At 61.4% G+C, this 18704-nt stretch carries 13 protein-coding genes; 8 read left to right on the forward strand and 5 right to left on the reverse strand.

The genetic code is table 11. From position 1 onward, the window contains the following. Positions 1 to 11 precede the first annotated feature (11 nt). The 3 genes from AC1DIJ_RS02060 to arfA all read right to left on the reverse strand — a co-directional run bounded on the left by AC1DIJ_RS02060 (position 12) and on the right by arfA (position 4088). Positions 12 to 1280 carry an ABC transporter substrate-binding protein gene (locus AC1DIJ_RS02060; protein ID WP_112444144.1) on the reverse strand — a complete coding sequence of 423 codons (1269 nt, stop codon included), beginning with the start codon at positions 1278 to 1280 and terminating at the stop codon, positions 12 to 14. A gap of 139 nt (positions 1281 to 1419) precedes the next feature. Next, positions 1420 to 2505 (reverse strand): ABC transporter ATP-binding protein, encoded by a 1086-nt coding sequence (locus AC1DIJ_RS02065; RefSeq protein WP_112388669.1) that lies wholly within the window; start codon positions 2503 to 2505, stop codon positions 1420 to 1422. A 62-nt stretch (positions 2506 to 2567) separates the two neighbouring features. Next, the gene (arfA, locus tag AC1DIJ_RS02070) at positions 2568 to 4088 is read right to left on the reverse strand and encodes an arabinosylfuranosidase ArfA (protein WP_112388670.1); all 1521 of its coding nucleotides are present in this window, start codon (positions 4086 to 4088) and stop codon (positions 2568 to 2570) included. A gap of 240 nt (positions 4089 to 4328) precedes the next feature. Between arfA and AC1DIJ_RS02075 the strand changes: the two genes are divergently transcribed. The 8 genes from AC1DIJ_RS02075 to AC1DIJ_RS02110 all read left to right on the forward strand — a co-directional run bounded on the left by AC1DIJ_RS02075 (position 4329) and on the right by AC1DIJ_RS02110 (position 15380). Continuing rightward, positions 4329 to 7160: an insulinase family protein gene (locus AC1DIJ_RS02075; protein ID WP_112389030.1), complete on the forward strand. Its 2832-nt coding sequence runs from the start codon at positions 4329 to 4331 to the stop codon at positions 7158 to 7160. Positions 7161 to 7345: 185 nt separating this feature from the next. Continuing rightward, positions 7346 to 8095, forward strand: a complete 750-nt coding sequence (locus AC1DIJ_RS02080; RefSeq protein ID WP_112388671.1) for an SDR family oxidoreductase — start codon at positions 7346 to 7348, stop codon at positions 8093 to 8095. A 224-nt stretch (positions 8096 to 8319) separates the two neighbouring features. Next, positions 8320 to 11307, forward strand: a complete 2988-nt coding sequence (locus tag AC1DIJ_RS02085) for an ATP-binding protein (protein ID WP_112389031.1) — start codon at positions 8320 to 8322, stop codon at positions 11305 to 11307. Positions 11308 to 11310: 3 nt separating this feature from the next. Further along, positions 11311 to 12468 carry a YcaO-like family protein gene (locus tag AC1DIJ_RS02090; RefSeq protein WP_112388672.1) on the forward strand — a complete coding sequence of 386 codons (1158 nt, stop codon included), beginning with the start codon at positions 11311 to 11313 and terminating at the stop codon, positions 12466 to 12468. Continuing rightward, positions 12458 to 13228, forward strand: a complete 771-nt coding sequence (locus AC1DIJ_RS02095) for a TfuA-like protein (protein WP_112388673.1) — start codon at positions 12458 to 12460, stop codon at positions 13226 to 13228. Before AC1DIJ_RS02090 ends, AC1DIJ_RS02095 begins: the two co-directional genes overlap by 11 nt. 48 nt (positions 13229 to 13276) lie before the next feature. Further along, a complete protein-coding gene (locus AC1DIJ_RS02100; RefSeq protein ID WP_112388674.1) occupies positions 13277 to 14485 on the forward strand; it encodes a gluzincin family metallopeptidase in 1209 nt (402 codons plus the stop codon). 21 nt (positions 14486 to 14506) lie between these two features. Then, complete coding sequence (locus tag AC1DIJ_RS02105) at positions 14507 to 14977, forward strand: immunoglobulin domain-containing family protein (RefSeq protein ID WP_112388675.1); 471 nt, start codon at positions 14507 to 14509, stop codon at positions 14975 to 14977. A gap of 94 nt (positions 14978 to 15071) precedes the next feature. Next, positions 15072 to 15380 (forward strand): hypothetical protein, encoded by a 309-nt coding sequence (locus tag AC1DIJ_RS02110; protein ID WP_162706000.1) that lies wholly within the window; start codon positions 15072 to 15074, stop codon positions 15378 to 15380. 79 nt (positions 15381 to 15459) lie between these two features. On the opposite strand, the gene AC1DIJ_RS02115 is transcribed toward AC1DIJ_RS02110, so the two are convergent. Together AC1DIJ_RS02115 and AC1DIJ_RS02120 are read right to left on the reverse strand one after the other, a co-directional pair. Next, positions 15460 to 16182: an ROK family protein gene (locus tag AC1DIJ_RS02115; RefSeq protein WP_112388677.1), complete on the reverse strand. Its 723-nt coding sequence runs from the start codon at positions 16180 to 16182 to the stop codon at positions 15460 to 15462. A gap of 63 nt (positions 16183 to 16245) precedes the next feature. Continuing rightward, the gene (locus AC1DIJ_RS02120) at positions 16246 to 18690 is read right to left on the reverse strand and encodes a glucan 1,4-alpha-glucosidase (RefSeq protein ID WP_112388678.1); all 2445 of its coding nucleotides are present in this window, start codon (positions 18688 to 18690) and stop codon (positions 16246 to 16248) included. Between the last annotated feature and the right edge of the window lie 14 nt (positions 18691 to 18704).

Raw genomic sequence — 18704 nt, forward strand, 5'->3', positions numbered from 1 at the left:
CCAGCAACGGCTTATTCCTGGCTCTTCAGCTCTTCGCGCATCTGATCGATGGCATCGGCCGGATCGAGCTGGCCGTTGAGCGCGGGAACCACGAAGTTCTGCGTTGCCTCGTAGATCGGACCGGCGACACCGGCGAGCTTCGAGACCGGGTCGAACACGGCGGTATCGGCAAGCTTCGCATAGGTGGCGTTCGGTTGCATTTCCTTGAATTCCTTGCTGTCGGTCACCGGCTTGAAGGCGGGGATATGACCGGCGCTGGCCCAGGAGATGCTGTGCTCGTTCATCCAGGCGATGATCTGCAGCACGGCCTTGAGTTTCTCAGGCGTGATCGGCTTGCTGTCGCTGTTCGGTACCGCGAAGGAGTGCGAGTCCGCCCAGGTCGCCTGCGTGCCCATCAGGTTCGGGATCTCGATCGCACCCCATTCGAAGCCGAGTTCGCCCTTCTTGGCGAGGTCGGTCATGGTCGGCACTTCCCAGACGCCGTTGACATGCATCGCAGCCTTGCCGGAGGTGAACAGCGCGATCGAGGCTTCGTAGGAGATCAGCTTCGGCGAATAGCCGGTCGAAACCCAGTTCGCCATGGTCTGCAGTGCCTTGACGCCGGCGTCACCGGGCAGAATCTCGTTGCCATCCATGAACTTGGCGCCCTGCTGGGCAATCAGCGTATAGAAGACGCGCCACATCGAGCCGCCTTCGTCCGTATGCAGCGACAGCGGATATTCGACCTTGCCGGTTGCCTTGATCTTCTCGAGCGCGGCATTGAAATTGTCGAGGCCATCGAGCCCCTTCGGCAACCCATCGTCGCCCAGCAGCCCGGCTTCCTTCAGGATGTTCTTGTTGTAGTAGAGAACGATCGAGTGGACGTCGAAGGGGATGCCGTAGACCTTGTTGTCGAAAGTGCCCTGCTTCCAGGCCGCATCGACGTAATTTTCCTTCTTGATGCCGGCAGAGGCCAGTTCCTCGTCGGTGAACGGCCGCAGGATGCCGGTCGGCACCGCCAGCGGATAGCGCGACATGTGATAGGTCATGATATCGGGCTGCTGGCCGACGGCGGCCGCCGTCTGCACCTTCGTATAGAAGGGCACGCCCCATTCCAGCGTCGTCGCGTTGATCTTGATATCGGGGTGGGTGTCGTTGAATTCCTTGATCAGCGCCTTCATGCGAACGCCGTCGCCGCCGCTCAGGAAGTCCCACCAGGTCACGTCTGTTTGCGCGAATGCGGCTGCCGAGGGCAGCAAGGCTATGGCCGCCGAAACGGCAAGTTTCACCAGTTTTCTCACGTCGGTTCCTCCTCAATAAAAGTGTTATTCATGGGCATCTCACGGCACGGGACATCCGTGGCCGCAGACCTCCTCCAAGGCCTACGTCCCCCCTCCCGCATGTCTTCGCCGAGTTCCGGATTCCGTCCGGATTTCGGTATCAGCTGAGCCTTCCGCCTTCGGCATCGAAGGCCAGCATTTCAGGCACCCTCAGCGAGAGGGTGATCTTTTCCTTGGGCTGCGGCCGGCTTTCCCGGCACTCCACCGTCATTTCGGCACCCGTTGCCGTCAGCACATGCAGATAGCCGGTGCCGCCCAGTTCCTCGGTAAACTCGGCCGTTACAGGTAGCGGCAATCCGCCTTCCGTCGCGCCGAGCCCGATATGCTCTGGCCGCACGCCGACATGGACGACGGCGCCGTTCGCGACAGGCGCCCGTGTCGGCAGATCGAAGGTCTTGCCCGGTGCGTCGTCGAGTTCGATCGTCGCCGAATTTTGGCCTGAAACGATGACCTTGCCCTTCAGGAAGTTCATGCCCGGCGAGCCGATGAAGCCGGCAACGAACATATTGGCGGGATCGCGGTAGAGATCGAGCGGCGCGCCGACCTGCTGCACGACACCGGCCTTGAGCACGACAATCTTGTCGGCCAGCGTCATCGCCTCGACCTGGTCATGGGTGACATAGACCATCGTCGCGCCGATCTGCCGGTGCAGTCGGGCGATCTCCATGCGCATCTTCACGCGCAGTTCCGCATCCAGATTGGAGAGCGGCTCGTCGAACAGGAAGACGCGCGGCTCACGCACGATCGCCCGGCCGATGGCGACGCGCTGGCGCTGGCCGCCGGAAAGCTGGCTTGGCTTGTGATTGAGATAGTCCTCGAGCCGCAGGATATCGGCCGCAGCCTTCACCTTCTGCTGGATCTCCGCCTTCGGTCGCTTGGCGATCGACAGGCTGAACCCCATGTTTTCGAAGACGGAGAGATGTGGATAAAGCGCATAGGACTGGAAGACCATGGCGACGCCGCGCTTCGACGCTTCGGTATGCGTGACGTCCTCGTCTTCGATGCTGATCTTGCCGCCGCTGGTTTCCTCCAGACCGGCGATCATCCTGAGCAGCGTCGACTTTCCGCAGCCCGACGGGCCGACGAAGACCGCGAACTCGCCCTGTTCGATCTCGATATCAACGCCATGGATGACCTTGAACGAGCCGAACGACTTGCTGACGTCAGTCAGTTTGATTCCAGACATGCATCCTCCCGATTGGCATTCCCATCTGGGCGGCCTCCTCCGCCGCCCGGATGACAATCAGCTCACGCCGCGGCGACGGAGAGCAGGATGAAGTGATAGGACTTGGCCGGCAGCGAACCGCTGAGCTTGCCTTCATCCGTGACCTGCAGCCCGGAACCGGCCTTGGGAACGATGCGGTTCTGATCTTCGACCGAGTTGCGCGCCTTCAGGTCGTCGCCGACCATGGTGTGATGCTGGAGGATTTTCGCGCCCTTGAAACCCTGCAGATCGACATCGAGATCCATCGCCTCGTCGAGGCTGCGGTTGATGGCGAAGACGGCGATCGTCTTGCCGTCTTCCTGCAGCACGGCCGAGAGGTCGAGATAGGGAACATCCTGCGCCACTTCGCAATCGTAAGTCGGGCCTGACGCAGAAACGTTCAGCGCCGTGCCGCGGCCGTATTTCGAGGCGAACTGCAGCGGGTAGTAGATCGACTGGCGCCAGGCCGGGCCGCCTGCCTTGGTCAGGATCGGGGCGATGACATTCACCAGCTGCGCCATGCAGGCGATCTTGACGCGGTCGGAGCGGCGGATGAAGACGTTGATCAGCGAGGCGACGAAGATCGCGTCCTCGAGATTGTAGAGCTCTTCGAGCAGCGGCGGTGCTTCCGGCCAGTCCCAGTTCTTGTAGCGCTGGTCATCTTCCTTGCGGTCGTGATACCAGACGTTCCACTCGTCGAAGCAGATTTTCACATCGCGCTTCGAGCGCTTCTTCGCCTTGATGTAATCGATGACGCCGCCGATCGTGACAATGTAGCGGTCGAGCTCTATCGCCTTGGCGTAATAGTTCAGCGTGTCGTTCTCTTCGTTGCCGAAATATTTGTGCAGCGAGATATAATCAACGCTGTCGTAGCTGGCTTCGAGAACCGTCGCCTCCCATTCGGGATAGGACTTCATCTTGTCGTTGGACGAGCCGCAGACCACCGTTTCGAGCGTCTTGTCGAAATATTTGAAGGCCTTGGAAACTTCGTTGGCGAGATGGCCATATTCAGCCGCCGTCTTGTGGCCGACCTGCCAGGGGCCATCGATCTCGTTGCCGAGGCACCAGATGCGGACGTTGTGCGGATCCTTGTAGCCGTGCTTGGCGCGCAGGTCGCTCCAATAGGTGCCGCCCGGATGATTGCAATATTCGAGGAAGTTGCGGGCGTCGTTCAGGCCGCGCGAGCCGAGGTTCATCGCCAGCATCATCTCGGTCTTGGCGAGCTTCGACCAGTCGGCGAATTCATTGACGCCCATCTGGTTGGTTTCGCGGGTGCGCCAGGCGAGATCGAGGCGCGTCGGGCGCTGGTCGCGCGGGCCGATGCCGTCTTCCCAATGATAGGCCGAGACGAAGTTGCCACCCGGATATCGCACGATCGGCATATCGAGCTCACGCACCATATCAAGAACATCGGTACGGAAGCCATCTTTATCCGCTTTTTCATGACCCGGCTCATAAATGCCGGTGTAAACCGCCCGGCCCATATGCTCCAGGAATGAGCCATAGACGCGCTTGTCGACGGTCGAGATCGTGAATTCCCTGTTTAGGGTGGCTTTAGCCCGCATCGGTGTTCCTCAAAGTTTATTGAATCTGATTTTTTGCCACGCTATTCTGAGAGATTTTTTAAATCAAGCATTTTGTTTTATATCAAAAAATCAGATTTGAAGAGCGGCGAACGCGACCTCTGTTGCGACAAAACGCCTGCATCGCTCAACTGCGGCAGAAGAGATTGCTGGAAGCCGCAACCTATGAAAGACTCCTGATAGAAACACCCTGTCGCCTCTCATTTGCAGGATTCGAACCATATGCGTTATCTCACCTGCCTGCGGTTCATCGCAGCAGTCGCCGTCGGCTGCATCGCCGCATCAGGGAATACCCTCCACGCACAGGAGCCGCAGAGTTGGCCGCAGATCCGCAGCGACATTCCGGCAGATCCCGATATACGCTTCGGCATCCTCCCCAATGGCATGCGCTTTGCCATCATGCACAACGCCACTCCGCCGGGGCAGGCGGCGATCCGCTTCCGGATCGGCGCCGGTTCGCTTGACGAGAACGACGAGCAGCAGGGGCTGGCGCATTTTCTTGAGCACATGGCATTCAAGGGTTCGGCCCATGTCCCCGAAGGTGAGATGATCCGCATCCTGCAGCGCAAGGGTCTGGCTTTCGGCCCGGATACCAACGCCAATACCGCCTATGACGAAACCGTCTATTCGCTCGATCTTCCCGAGGTCGATGCCGACACGCTCTCGACCGGTCTGATGCTGATGCGCGAAACGGCGAGCGAGCTGACGCTCGACGCCGGCGCCTTCGATCGCGAGCGCGGCGTCATCCTTTCGGAAGAGCGGTTGCGCGACACGCCACAATACCGGGCGTCGATCGGCGTCACCAACCTGCTGCTCGAGGGCCAGCGCGCCACCCTCCGCTCACCAATCGGCAAGATCGACATCATCAAGAATGCGCCTGTCGACCGTGTCCGCGACTTCTACAATGCCAATTATCGTCCTGACCGTGCGACATTGATGGTGGTTGGTGACGTCGATCCGGCTGCACTGGAGGCCGACATCCGCAAGCGCTTCAGTGACTGGCAGCGCGGCGCTGCGGTTGCCGAACCGGATCTCGGTGCGTTGAAGGCAAAGACCGAAAGCGCCGATGTGATCACGGTGCCGGGCAGCGCGACCAATGTTCAGATCATCTGGACACGCCCCTTCGATACGTCTCTTGACACCTATGCCAAGCGGCGCCAGCAACTGGTCGAGGACCTCGGTCTTCTGGTGCTGCGGCGGCGCCTTTCGACCATTGCCAGCAAGCCGAACGCGCCCTTCACCAGCGCCGACGCCGGCTCGCAGGATCTGCTCGAATCCGCCCATGCAGTGATGATCGCCGCAAACGGCGATCCGGAAAAATGGCAGGCGGCGTTGAGCAGTATCGACCAGGAACAGCGCCGGCTGCTGCAGTTCGGCGTCTCCCAGCCGGAGCTAGACCGCGAGATCACCGAATATCGCGCCCTGCTTCAATCAGCAGCATCGGGCGCAGCGACCCGGACGAGCACCGGGATCGCCTCGACCCTCGCCTACACCGTCGATACCGATCAGGTCTATACCTCGCCATCCGAAGACCTGGCTCTCTTCGAACGCATGACGAAGGACATCCAGGCCGGGAAGATCAACAAGGCCCTGCCGGTCACCTTCTCAGGCAATGGCCCGCAGGTGATGCTGCTGACGCCTGCCGCTCCGAAGGGCGGCACAGATGAGCTGCGCAAGACCTATGACGCATCGCGCGACATCGCCGTGACGGCTCCGGTGGCGGCGGCCGATATCGCCTGGCCCTATACGGATTTCGGCGCGCCGGGCACAGTCGTCGAACGCCGCGTCGTTGACGATCTCGGCCTGACGATGGTGAAATTCGCCAACGGCGTGCGGCTCACCGTCAAACCGACGAAGCTGCGGGCCGACGAGGTTCTGGTGCGCGAAGATATCGGCCACGGCCGTATCGGCCTACCCAAGGATCAGGCCTCGGTGCTCTGGGCCTCGCCCGCCGTCATCCTCTCCGGCGTCAGGGCCATGGATTATCCCGATATTCAAAGAGTGCTGGCGGCGAATGTCGTCGGCATCGATTTCTCCGTCGGCGACAGCTCGTTCCGCTTCAACGGGCAGACGCGGAGCAGCGATCTGCAGACGCAGTTGCAGCTGATGGCCGCCTATACCTCAGATCCGGCATACCGGCCGGAGGTTTTCGACCGGGTGAAGCAGGCCTACCTGAACAATCTCAATCAGTATGCCGCGACCCCTGGCGGCGTCATCAGCCGCGATTTTGCAGGATTTGCGCATGGCGGCGACCCCCGCTGGACTTTCCCCGGCAAGGCCGAACTCGGCTCCGCCCAGTCAGCCGAGTTCGAAAAGCTTTTCAGACCGGCGGTTGCCAGCGGCCCGGTCAACATCACCATAGTCGGCGATGTCACGGCAGATGAAGCCATCGCTCTGACCGCACGGACATTCGGCGCCCTGCCGCCACGCCCGGATACGGCTCCAAGCACTGCGCCGCTCAAGGTCAGCTTCCCCGCTCCGACCGCGTCGCCTATCACCGAGACGCATAGCGGCAGGCCCGACAATGCTGCAGCCATCGTCGGAGTGCCGGTCGGCGACATGCTCTCGGGCCTGAAACGGTCGTTCACCGCCAACCTCACCGGCCAGGTCATCCAGAACCGGCTGATTGCCCAGTTCCGCATCGCCGAGGGCGCAAGCTACGGCGTGCAGGCCGATGTCGATCTATCGAAAGACATTCCGGGTTTCGGCTATGCCTATATCTATGTCGACACGACGCCAGGGAAGCTCGCGCGGTTCTATGAACTCGTCGACCAGGTCGCGGCCGATCTGCGGAAGAACACTATCTCTGCCGACGAGCTCAGCCGCGCCCGCGCCCCCGTCATCGAAACAATGAAGCACCAGCAGCAAAGCAACGAATACTGGATCGAGCACCTGCAGGACGCCCAGACGGATCCCCGCGGACTGCAGCGCGTGCGCGAAAACCTCAGCGGCTATGACAATGTCACCACCGAAGACATCCGCCAGTTCGCGATCGCCTACCTGAAGCCGGAAACATTCTGGAAATTCGAGGTGCTGCCGGCGGCGGGACAGTAAACGCGTCCGGTCGAACGGCTTGGCTGGGCGCTGTGGCAAACCACAGCGCCCAGCCTTGCGCGTTCGGAATTCCCGAACTTAAGAATTGGAATCTGCCGTCAAATCCGGACACTGCTTTTCGGCTACATCATTGTCATCAACCCCGGCGATACGCCGGGCAATCGATCAACCGAAAGGATTTCGTCATGTCCAGACTTGCAAACAAGACCGCTCTCATCACCGGCGGCACCAGCGGCATCGGCCTGGAGACGGCCCGCCAGTTCATCGCCGAGGGCGCGCGCGTTGCCGTGACCGGCAGCAGCGCGGCCGGCGTCGAAAATGCCCGCAAGGAACTGGGCGACAAGGCGCTCGTGATCCAGTCCGACGCCGGAGACGTCGAGGGCCAGAAAAAGGTCGTGCAGCAGATCGAGGAAACATTCGGCCATCTCGACATTCTCTTCGTCAATGCCGGCGTTGCCCAGTTCGGTCCTATCGAAGGCTGGTCGGAAGCCGCCTTCGACAAGTCGATCGCGACGAATGTCAAAGGCCCCTACTTCCTGATACAGGCGCTGCTGCCGATCTTCGCCAAGGGCGCAGCCATTGTTTTGAACACCTCGATCAACGCCCATATCGGCATGCCGAACTCGAGCGTCTACTCGCTGACCAAGGGCGCGCTTCTGACGCTTGCCAAGACCATATCGGGCGAGCTTGTCGGCCGCGGCATCCGCGTCAACGCCGTCAGCCCCGGCCCCATCGCCACGCCGCTCTACGGCAAGCTCGGCATGTCGGAAGCGGACTCGAAGGCGATGGCGTCGCAGGTTCAGAGCCAGATCCCGGTCGGCCGCTTCGGCGACGCCAGCGAAGTTGCCAAGACCGTCATTTTCCTCGCTTCCGACGAAGCGTCCTATATCGTCGGCAGCGAGCTGATCATCGACGGCGGCATGAGCAATCTCTGAAGACCGAACTCGTTCGAAGCGCCCGCGGTGAATGAAGCGGGCGCTTTCGAGTAGCGCGGCGGCAATGATCACGCTTCGGTTGCGGTTATTCTATGCAAGGCAGGAAACAATCAGCGATTAGCCGGGAATGCCGCGCTTTATATTAGCGATTAGGCATGAAATGCTTGCATCACGGCCGTAAATCGGTTGTCCTTGGCGATGCCGTGAATGTGGGCAAGCTCGCCATGAAGAAGATTCAAGCGCGATTTCGATTTGCGGGCGAGCGCCGTCAGGTGACGGCACTTTTCTACGATATTGTCGGCTCTACCGAGCTGTTGCTGCGAACCGAGCCCGAACAGTTCTTCCGCTCCGTTTCAGCACTCCACCAAAGCGCGGATGCGATCATCGCCAAGCATGGCGGCTTCGTTCATCAGCGGCTTGGTGATGGCGGCTGTTGCTATTTCGGCTTTCCCAATCAATCCGAAGACGCCGCCGAAAGCGCGGTTCGGGCATCACTGGAACTGGTCGGATCCCTGACCAAGCCGAAGGGCCGGACAGGGCGGCCGCTGAAACTCAGAATCGGGATCGCCACCAGTTTCGTCGTCTTCTCCGCGGAGGGCGACGAAATCGTTGGCGCTGCGCCGATACTGGCGGCCCGCCTCCAGGGCGAGGCAGACCCGAATTCGGTGCTTGTGGCCGACTCGACTGTCCGCTTGACGCAAGGGGCTTTCGACTATTCCTTCATCCGGGAGGCCAATCTCAAGGGTTTCGACGAACCGGTCGCGCTCTGGCGTCCCAAGGACCGGCATCCGGCGGCGGCCAACGAACAGTCCATCGCAAGCGAGCGGCCGCCGCTCCGCGGCAGGACCAGCGAGCTTGCCATTCTTTCCGATGCGTGGCGTTCGGCCCTTGATGGGAGGGGCAGCTCGATCGCGCTGACCGGTGAGGCCGGCATCGGCAAATCACGCGTCGTCGATGAGTTCATCAGCAGGACAAAGACACGGCCGCAGGACCTTGCCATCCTGCAATGCGGCCGCCGTCTGGAGGGGCAGCCGCTCTTTCCATTCACGGCCTTCATCGACCGGCTTGGCGCTTCGCCCGCTCTCAGGGATGGCGGGATAGCGGCATTCAACGACGCCCTGGTTCTGTCGGGGCGGCCTGTCGATAGGAAGCTGATCGAGCCGCTCGCCAATTTCACGGCCAGCGCGACGACCGCGATGTCTGGCAGTCTCCGCACATCCGATCTATCCGGGCGCGCGTTCAGGCAGTCCGTCATCGAAGCCGCCGCGCATGTTCTCACCTGCAATGCACCGGCCTCTCCGGCGCTGATCGTCTTTGAGGATGTTCATTGGGCCGATGGCATGACGCTGGGGCTTCTGGAGCGTCTCCGGGCGCTGGCCGCCGAGCAGCCGATCCTCGTGATCCAAACGTCGAGGCTGGCAGGCGCACCGGCGGGCGCCACCGAAATCACCCTGTCCGGTCTGGCATCCGATGCGGTGCGGGACCTCGTAACCTCGATCTGGGGCAAGCCGGCGCCGCCTGGACTATCGGATTTCATTCTGGATCAGAGCGATGGCATGCCGCTTTACGGCGAGGAGCTGGCCAGCTTTTTCCGCTCGCGCAATGCGCTGGCCGGATCGCCCGCAGAGTGGAAAAGACAGCTGACGGAAGGCGGTGTGACGTCGCTCAACGATCTGCTGGCCGCCCGGCTTGCCGGAAGCGGGTCTGCCAGGCTGACAGCCCAGATCGCCAGCGTCATCGGCCGTGAGTTCAGCCTCCCGCTGCTGATGCATCTTCTCGACAGTATTGCCCGGCAGCCGCCCGACCATCCGGTCGCGCGGCTTATCGCTGAGGGGATTATCGAGCTCGTGCCCGAGGCCCGCGACACTTTCCGGTTCCGGCATGTGCTGATGCAGGAGGCCGCTTATGGCAGCCTCCTGAAAACCGACAGGCGCCGCATCCACCGGCTGATCGCAGAACGGTTGATCGGCGAGGAGGTGCCAAGCCTGCCTGCCGCAATCGCCGCCTGGCAATGCGCCGAGGCGGGATTGCACGAAGATGCGGCCAGGTTCGCCCTGGAAGCAGCCGAGGCCAGCGTCTCGCGCTCCGCCATGAATGAAGCTGGCATTTCGATCGCACTCTGCGCAGAGGAGCTCAGGCGCGTGACCGCGGCACGCAACGGCCGGGCCGACCTGCGGCTCAGACTGCTGGAAGTTCAAGGTGTTGTCGCGACCGCGCTCGAAGGAGAGGGCTCGAAAGCCGCCCAGCGGGTCTATTCGCGCGCCATGCAGCTGTTGCGGACGCAGCCGCCGCCGGTCCGCGCGAGGCATTTCCCGGTTTATTGGGGATGGTGGTTCACCGCGCCTACCGTGCTGGAGCAGCAGACCCGCGCCCGGATTCTCGTTGCCGACATGCAGAGCGTCGAGGATGACGAGACAAGACTTCAGTCTTTTCACTGCGGGTGGGCGACGAGCTTCCATGCCGGTGAGCACGAATTCTGTCTCGACTGTGTCTCCAGGGGACTTCATCTCTACGACCCCGAGCGGGCGGTCAGGAATCGTGCCTTCTTCGGCGGACACGATGCGAAGGTGTGCGGACTGGGCGAGAGCGCGCTTTCCTATCTGCTTCTCGGCCGTCCTGACGATAGCGAGAATGCGATCGCCACCTGCCTCGACTGGGCTGAAGCAACCAATCATGCCGGCACCATGGTGCACGCGCTCTATTATGCGATCGTCCTCAGGCGATGCCAGGACCGCTTTGACGACGTTCATGCCCTTGGCGAGCAGATGTATGCGCTGGCCGGCCGACACGGTCTCTCGGCCAGCCAGGCCCGTGCCAACATGTATTGTGGCTGGGCCGAGCTGATGCGCTCTGCAGGGCGCCGCGGGGCAGACCGCTTCCAAGACGGGCTGACGCTTCAGCAACAGCTGGGCACCGACGACAATCTCTCCATGCATAGCGACATGCATGCGCAGGTGCTGCAACTCACCGGCAGACCTGCCGAGGCCATGGAAGCGCTGCAAACTGCAATCGCGGCAGGAAGCGCAAGCGGCCAGCTGTTCTGGCTCGCGGAGCTCTACCGGCGGCGCGCCAATCTCAAGCGCCAGCTGCAGCACAAGGCGCCCGAAGTCATCAGGGATTTCGCAAAGGCAGTCCGCATCGCGGAAACGCAAAAAGCTGTCTGGCTCGCCGGGCGGGCAAAACGCGATCTCGATGAATTGGCAGGGCTTTGAGCCATGGACGAGATCGCGGGCGAAGCGTTTTCGGCCATGCTTGAGAACGGGCGGATACCCTCCCCGCCCGATCCTGCCGGGACCGTCCGGCGCATCCTTGAACGAAAACGTGACTACGGGATCACCAGGCTGGGTTCGGTGACCGAACTCGACTGGATCGGCATCCCGGTGGTCCAGGTGGTGCGGCCGCGCTCGCTCTCCGTCGCGGTCAGCCAAGGCAAGGGGTTGACCGTTCCACTGGCGGCGATTTCGGGGCTGATGGAATCTCTCGAAGGCTGGGCGTCGGAAAGGATCGACCCCGCGCGCGTCTTCGAGGGAACGCTTGGAGGGCTGGACCCTCAAGGATTTTGGACCCATCTTCAAGGAACAAAGGACACCGCACTATCCTGGATCAATGGCGTCGATCTGTTTTCGGGACAGGCAATGCCGGTTCCGCTTGGCCTCGCCGATTCCGCCTATACCTTTCCATCGCCGCATCCGGCCTGGATGCCTCGGGACACGACGGGCCTTGCAGCCGGGACAAGCCTCGAAGGTGCCGTTGCGCATGCGTGCCTCGAATGTCTCGAGCGTCACGCGCGATGCGAGGCGATGGCCACGCCGCATTTCTTCGATCGCTATCAGGTCGACGCGCGCTCCGTTCAAGCCGGCAAGGCTTCGGAAGTTCTGCGCCGCCTGTCCGGGACCGGCTTCATCATCGGCATCTGGAAAATTCCGGCGCCGCACGATCTGCCTGTCTATTGGTGTCATGTGATGGAGGACGCCGGTAGAGCTCCATTCGCGCCGTTACCCGCAGAGGGCTTCGGATGCGCGCTTACCGACGACGCGGCCCTGACATCCGCCCTGCTCGAGGCCTGCCAGTCGCGGCTTGGCGTCATCTCCGCCGCACGGGACGATATCAGCGCTGAACTCTACCGCTATCCTGATGAATCAGAGCTCTGGGAGTGGCGCGCGCAGCTTTCCCGTGGCGGGAGCGCTTTTGCCGAAACCGGCAGGCCTGAACAAGATCGCCCGCTCCGGCGGATCGGGCGCGCCCTTCGGCACGCCGGTGCAAGAGCAGCCATCCTGGTCAGCCTTCATGTGGATGAGACGATCCCTCTTCATGTGGTCCGGGTCATCACGCCACCGCTACAGACGAACCCGGAGGCCGATGTTGGGCGCTGATATCGTTGTATTCCTCGGCCCATCATTGGATGCGATCGAGGCGCAAACACATCTCGATGCAGTCTACGAACCTCCGGCAGGCGGCGGCGACATCATCAGAGCCGTGATCACGCACGCTCCGGCAACGATCGCGATCATCGACGGCGTCTTTGCGCAGGCGCCCGGCGTACGCCATCAGGAGATCCTGTGGGCGATGTCGAAAGGCGTGCACGTCTACGGCGCGGCCAGTATTGGCGCGCTGCGCGCGGCCGAACTCGCAGGCGAAGGCATGATCGGGCATGGCATGATCTATCGCTGGTACCGGCGGTTTCCGCTTGCCGACGATGCCGATGTCGCCGTGCCGATGGCACCAGTGGAATTTGGATCGCGAAGGCTGGGCGAGGCCATGATCGATATCAGACTGACGCTGAAGCAGGCGCAACGGGAGGGTGTGATCGGCGCATCCCTCCGGCGCCGGCTTGAAGCGGTCGCGCGCACGCTTCATTTCCGCAACCGGTCCTTCTCGAGCTTCATCTCGGCTGCAGAAAGCCATTTGGCGCTGACGAACGAAATAATGTCCTTGAAGAATTGGCTAAAGACTGGAGCGATCAGCCGGAAGAAAACGGACGCGATCTCTCTCCTGAACTATTTGAAATACCGGAGAAGAATAGGTTTCGAAACACCCATTCATTGCCATTTTGAGCTTACGGAAGCCTTCGCTTACGATATGGAGTCATGCAACTTACTCGACAATCTCTTGCCGAAAGTACAGTTTCTCTGATATAAGGCCGCCTGTTGCTTGCTTTGAACAGAAGCGACGGAGGCAGCCTTGGATGCCGTTACTCACCCGAAGAGCGCAGATCATCTGGCAGCTGTAGCGCAGCCATTGGGGACACGCTTCCTCATTTTTCCGCAGCCTCCCTACATCCTTGGGTATGAGAAGCCCGAAGTCGTGTGGATCGGACCGTCCGCCGGTCCCGTTCTCGCGGGGCCTTCCGACAAGCGCATGTATGTAGTCAGCCCGGCCGAGGAGAAGATCCCGTATCTCGCGCCGGATATTCCTCCCTATCCCGGGCTTTTGCTGCCGCCGGTTGAGCCTGGACCCGACGGACATTTTGATCATATCGGTCCGGATTCACCGCAATTCCTCTCGACGCACAGCTATGCCTGTGCCCGCCGCGTTCTCGATATCTGCGAGAGTTATGCCGGGCATGCCATCGGCTGGTTCTTCGAGCCGACGCTTGAGCGGCTAGAGATCGTCCCGCGCATCGCCCATTGGGAAAACGCACAATCCGGCTTCGGCTTCCTGGAATTGGGAGAAGAACAACCGGAGACCCCGGCATCCTGCTTCGCGCTGAATTTCGACGCCGTTGCCCATGAAATGGGGCATCTCGTGCTGCTCAGTGAACTCGGCATTCTCCAGAGCGACGGGCGTGGCAGCGATTTCTTCTCCTATCATGAAGCGGTCGCCGACCTGATATCACTGCTCGGCCTGCTGCAATTCGATACGGCGGTCGATCGCCTGCTGCGCCGGACCGGCGGAAACCTGCTCGTGCACAACGAGCTCGACCGTTTCGCCGAGCTCAGCGCCGAAAAGCAGCTGCGATCCTTCAACAACGCGCTTCGCCTCAGCGATGTCAGCAGCGAGGTGCACGACAGGTCGAAGCCGTTTGCCGCCGGCATTTTCGACTGTCTGATCGAGGTCTATCAATCGCTGCTCTTTGAGCGCGGATTGTCGAAGATCGATCCGCGCCGCTACAGCGACCTTCGCCAGCAGATGGCGCCGGCTCTGATCGAAGAAGCGCTGCGCAACTCAAGGCGATCCGCCGATCTGAACCATTTTGCCACCAAAGCCGCCCTGCAGGAGGCTCGCGACATCGTCGGCGAGGCTCTTGTCGGCTCGTGGCACGATCTCGAACCCGACAGCGTGACATTCCCAAATGCTGCCGGGGCATTTCTCGAGACCGCATGGCAGGGCCGCGGCTCCGCCTATATCGACCAACTGGAAGATTGCATGAGGTGGCGTGAAATCCTTTGACAACCTGAGGGGGACGCATCGATGACATATGAGAGCATTCCAGCACCTTCTGGACCCCGCTACGTGGCGGATGAGATCATCCTCTACGGGATCGATCTGAATGACACGAATGATACAGCCCATATTGACGTTGGATTTGCGAAAGGCACGGATCTTCAGCTTAAGCTCGCCAGCAATGTCGGCATCACAGCTTACACAGTGCTTGCTTATGGATACGCCTTCGAAGGGCACTGCTACAGGCTTGATACCACTCGCATCTTCATAATCACTGGGCCGATAGCACGACCTGCTGTCGGTTGCGGCTTTGATAAGCAAGAGAAATACCAGATGTGGCGGATCACGGCGTCCACGCAAATCCTGGAAATCTCGACGGCCTTTGCCGACGCGCGGGCGCTCATTCTGGAGGCCCAGTTGCCCGGCAAGAGATCACCGAGCTCATACGCGATAACGCTCAGAATGGCGCATCGCGGCGGCCGTTTGAGCAACGACTAATTCACCTTGCGAGAATAGGAGTTCGGTTATGCCGTGCAAAGTAATCGTCAGGTTTACAGAAGATCTCAGAGCAATCACAGTTTGGGACGGTTCCGTGCCCTACAAAGGTGTGAAAGTGGATGAGTGCGGTAAGCCAATTGATTCTGAGGTCACGCTTCAGAATCTCAATCCGGACGCGGGTGATGGCTATCAGATCGTTGTGGAGCTCAGCGGCACCTCCGGTGTGGTTGTGATCTGTGAAGAAAATACCCCTAGTAGCTATAATGTGCCTGCCGAAAGTGGTGCGGCGGGTGTTCTTTACTATCCGAAGAACGGCGCGGCCCTTGGAGATAAGCTTAGCCAACTTGAGAAGGACGTTGGCCAGTTGAAACTGACGATCAAGGCGGACGGCGCTCCACGTTAGCGGCAAAAGGCGACCGCCATCCGATGACGCTGCTGCAGCTAGTGAGGCACATGAACTTATACAATGCCTGACCCCAAGTTCACGCTAGACTGCTGCGGAGCCTCAAGGCCGGATCCTGCCATATCCGGAAGCCGCCTTTGAAAGCGTTTTCGTTGTCGCCGAGGCGGCAATTGTCCGGCAGGTCCTTGATCTTGTCGACATTGCCGCCACCGATGACGATATAGTCGGGCTGCAGGGCAGCGCGCAGGCGCTCGGCGACATCCGCCACGGACTTCCGCCATTTGGCCTTTCCATCCGCCTCCAGCCCGCGGAGGCCGACATAGTCCTCGAAGGTCTTTTTCTTTTTGTAGGGAAGATGCGCCAGTTCCATCGGCAGACAGACGCTGTCGGCGACCATCGCCGCGCCCAGCCCGGTGCCCAACCCGAGAAACAGCATGCGCCCGCCCTCGTAGCTGCCGATCGCCTGCATCAAGGCGTCGTTGACCAGCTTCAGCGGCTTGCCGAAGGCCTTTTCGAAATCGTAGTCCTTCCATCCGGCCGCAAGATTGTGCGGATCAAGCGAAGGCTTGTTGTCCGAGACAGGACCCGGATAGCCCATGCCGATGACATCGTAATTCCAGCCCTCCGCCATCTCGCGCACCGCCTTCACCATCTTGTCGGGCGACATGTCTGGCCCCGAAACGACGGCGCGCTTTTCGCCGCCGGTGCTCAGGTGGACTTTCACATGTGAGCCGCCGAGATCGATGGCGAGCACCGTTTGCGTTGTCTGATGCGTTTCGGCGGCGTTGTTGGGCGTGTCCATGAGGAAATCCTGCTTCTTCCGACGGAGTTGATTTGAAAAGGCGCGGGCACTTCCGCGTTCGGGCTAGTGCGTGGTGACCTCGATCCTGAAATCACGGCCCTCCCAGCTGTTGCGGTCCTTCCAGAAAATCGTGAAGGAGATCGCCGATCCCGCTGGGAAAGCGGCGGTCGGCACGTCGGCGAGGTGGGTGCCCATCGAACTATCGGCCGTATCGATATCCTGCGTCGTTTTCCAGCCATCGGCAGACCAATGGATCAAAGCGGGCTCGAACAGTTCGAAGCGTAGCAACCGGCCAGATGGCACATAGTCCGTCGTCGAATTCGTGCGCCAGACCCAAGGCGCCGGTACCGGCTTACCCTGCACATAGCGCTTCAGCGTCTGCGGCGGCATGTCGAACACCGCCCCATCCTTCAGCGATCGCAACAGCTTGATATGTTCGGCATGCGCCCAGACGAGCGGCATGGCGCTTCCCGAGGGACGGCCGAGGAATAGCTCCTTGTCGGCAATGTCCGCCTCGTCCCAGATCTGCTCCGGCAGCAATCCGCCATCGCTTGCCGATGCTTCCAGCGTTGCGAGCAACCGCGCCGCCTCATCTTTTCTTCCGGCCGCAATTTCGAAATGCGCCCGCTCGCCTGTCAGAAGCGGCCAGAGGCGGCCGATACCCGCGCCATCAAACGGCGAGCCGTCTTCCTTCTCACCGTAGCCATCCTCGTTATAGCGATACCAGTAGGGCCCGGCGGGAAGATCCCGCTTTAGCAGCGAGTCGATCGCCTTGACCGTGTTGACGATCCGCGGATCGTCCGCCGCCCGCAAACCGAAACGCACCAGCGCCAGCGCATCGGGGCTGACGAGCAGGCCGGATTCCAGCGTCATACCGGCATTGTCGCGGTTCTTGATCGGCACCAGTGCGGGTGACCGCGCATGGCCTTCGCCGGTGAAACTGCCGATCCGCATGTAATAGCCGTCGATGCCGAGGCTTTGCGACAGCGCCGTATTCCTCGCATAGGTCCAGCTTTCGATCTGCTCGTTCCAGCTGTCTGCGACTTCCCTCAGATAGCGCGCCAGATCGCGGTCCGATACAGCGTCCATAGCGTCCGCAGCGGCCAGCAGCCCGGCGATCTCGACCGCGAGCGTGAAAGGCGAGAAGCCGCCATCTTCCTCCCACCGGTCCTGCTGGGTTGCCGGGCCGTTACGGACGACGTATCGGGCCGCGGCCCTGACCATGCCCTGATAGCGCCCGGCATCGGATGGACCAATGACCTTGGCTCTGAGCAGCATGTCATAGAGCAGCATCGGAAAAGCGGTCTCGTCCATCTGGATGCCCTTCCAGTAGGGCCGCCCGTCGAGCCAGGAATTCTGCACCCAATGGCCGTCGGCCTCCTGGGTCGCGACCAGATAGTCGAGAACCTCGAGCGCATCGGCATGTGCTCCGGCCGCGAGCAGCCCGCCTGCCGTTTCGACGAGATCGCGCGTCCAGACAAGATGATAGCCGCCAAGATCATCATCGCCCTTCGACGAGCCCCAGGGAATGGAGAGGCTGGCAATGATTGCGCCCGAGGCATCGTCACGATGGGTGGCGAGGACGGCGGTGCTGACGCGATAGCGGTTGAGTTCGCGCGGATCATGCGGCTCATCGAGGGGAAGCAGCCCGCTCTGCCATGTACGCCATCCGGACTTGTAGGCTTTGAGTGCGGGCTCGATGCCCTGCTGCAGGCTGAGCAACACACGGAAGGCCGCCTCTTCCGGCTGCGTTCCGAAGCCGAGCGCGATCAGCGCCCGGCCCCCGGTCTGCGACAGATCGAGCGTGCCGCCGAGCGCCACATTGCCGTCTTCGGCGCGTTGATACTCCTGCCGCAGCCCCTCGCCGCGCGACAATGTCTGCCAGGCATCGGAAAAGCCGACGAAACCGGCCGAACGGGCAAGCCACGGCACCGACGAGGCAACGGCCAGCGACCGGCCTGTCCCATAGGCGAAGAGCATCGGATGCCCCTTGAAATCGTCGTACCAGCCGGTGTTGTTGGCGCCGCCATTGACGAGATGCGGCGATATGATTGCGTGAAGCTGGTAGTCGGAGAGCGCCCCAATCAGCGCCTCGAACTGGATCTCCTGCAGCACGACTTCGCGGTCGGGATCCGAAAGGATCGTTTTGGTGATCCGGTAGCGCCCGTCCTTCGCCGTGTTGATCAGCCGGAATGCCGGAACGCCGTCCTCCAGCGTCTCGACGACATGATCGGCGTCACGCTTTTCCTCGGAGAAATAGTCCTTCGCGGTGACGGCGAAGCCGAAATCGCGGATGCTCGCCTGATCGAGCCGCGGCGCGTAGACCTCGTTGAGGATACCGTGGCTGGCGGTGAACCAGACCTGACCGGCTTCCCCGGGCGCGCGCCCAACGGCGGACTTGTCGCTCGATGTCCAGCGCGGCAGAATTCCGGGTGCCCCCGGCGGCGTGGTCGGCTGCGTCAATGGTCTGATCCTTCGTTCGCGCCTTATGCGAGAACCGCTCCGCATTCTGGGAAAGGACG

Source organism: Rhizobium sp. 10N427 (genome assembly GCF_056394605.1).

Bases quoted from the DNA above. Each gene is read 5' to 3' on its own strand.
- AC1DIJ_RS02120 (WP_112388678.1), bottom strand. From the start codon at position 18,690: ATGCGGAGCGGTTCTCGCATAAGGCGCGAACGAAGGATCAGACCATTG.
- AC1DIJ_RS02065 (WP_112388669.1), bottom strand. From the start codon at position 2,505: ATGTCTGGAATCAAACTGACTGACGTCAGCAAGTCGTTCGGCTCGTTC.
- AC1DIJ_RS02085 (WP_112389031.1), top strand. From the start codon at position 8,320: ATGAAGAAGATTCAAGCGCGATTTCGATTTGCGGGCGAGCGCCGTCAG.
- AC1DIJ_RS02075 (WP_112389030.1), top strand. From the start codon at position 4,329: ATGCGTTATCTCACCTGCCTGCGGTTCATCGCAGCAGTCGCCGTCGGC.
- AC1DIJ_RS02090 (WP_112388672.1), top strand. From the start codon at position 11,311: ATGGACGAGATCGCGGGCGAAGCGTTTTCGGCCATGCTTGAGAACGGG.
- AC1DIJ_RS02105 (WP_112388675.1), top strand. From the start codon at position 14,507: ATGACATATGAGAGCATTCCAGCACCTTCTGGACCCCGCTACGTGGCG.
- arfA (WP_112388670.1), bottom strand. From the start codon at position 4,088: ATGCGGGCTAAAGCCACCCTAAACAGGGAATTCACGATCTCGACCGTC.
- AC1DIJ_RS02115 (WP_112388677.1), bottom strand. From the start codon at position 16,182: ATGGACACGCCCAACAACGCCGCCGAAACGCATCAGACAACGCAAACG.
- AC1DIJ_RS02080 (WP_112388671.1), top strand. From the start codon at position 7,346: ATGTCCAGACTTGCAAACAAGACCGCTCTCATCACCGGCGGCACCAGC.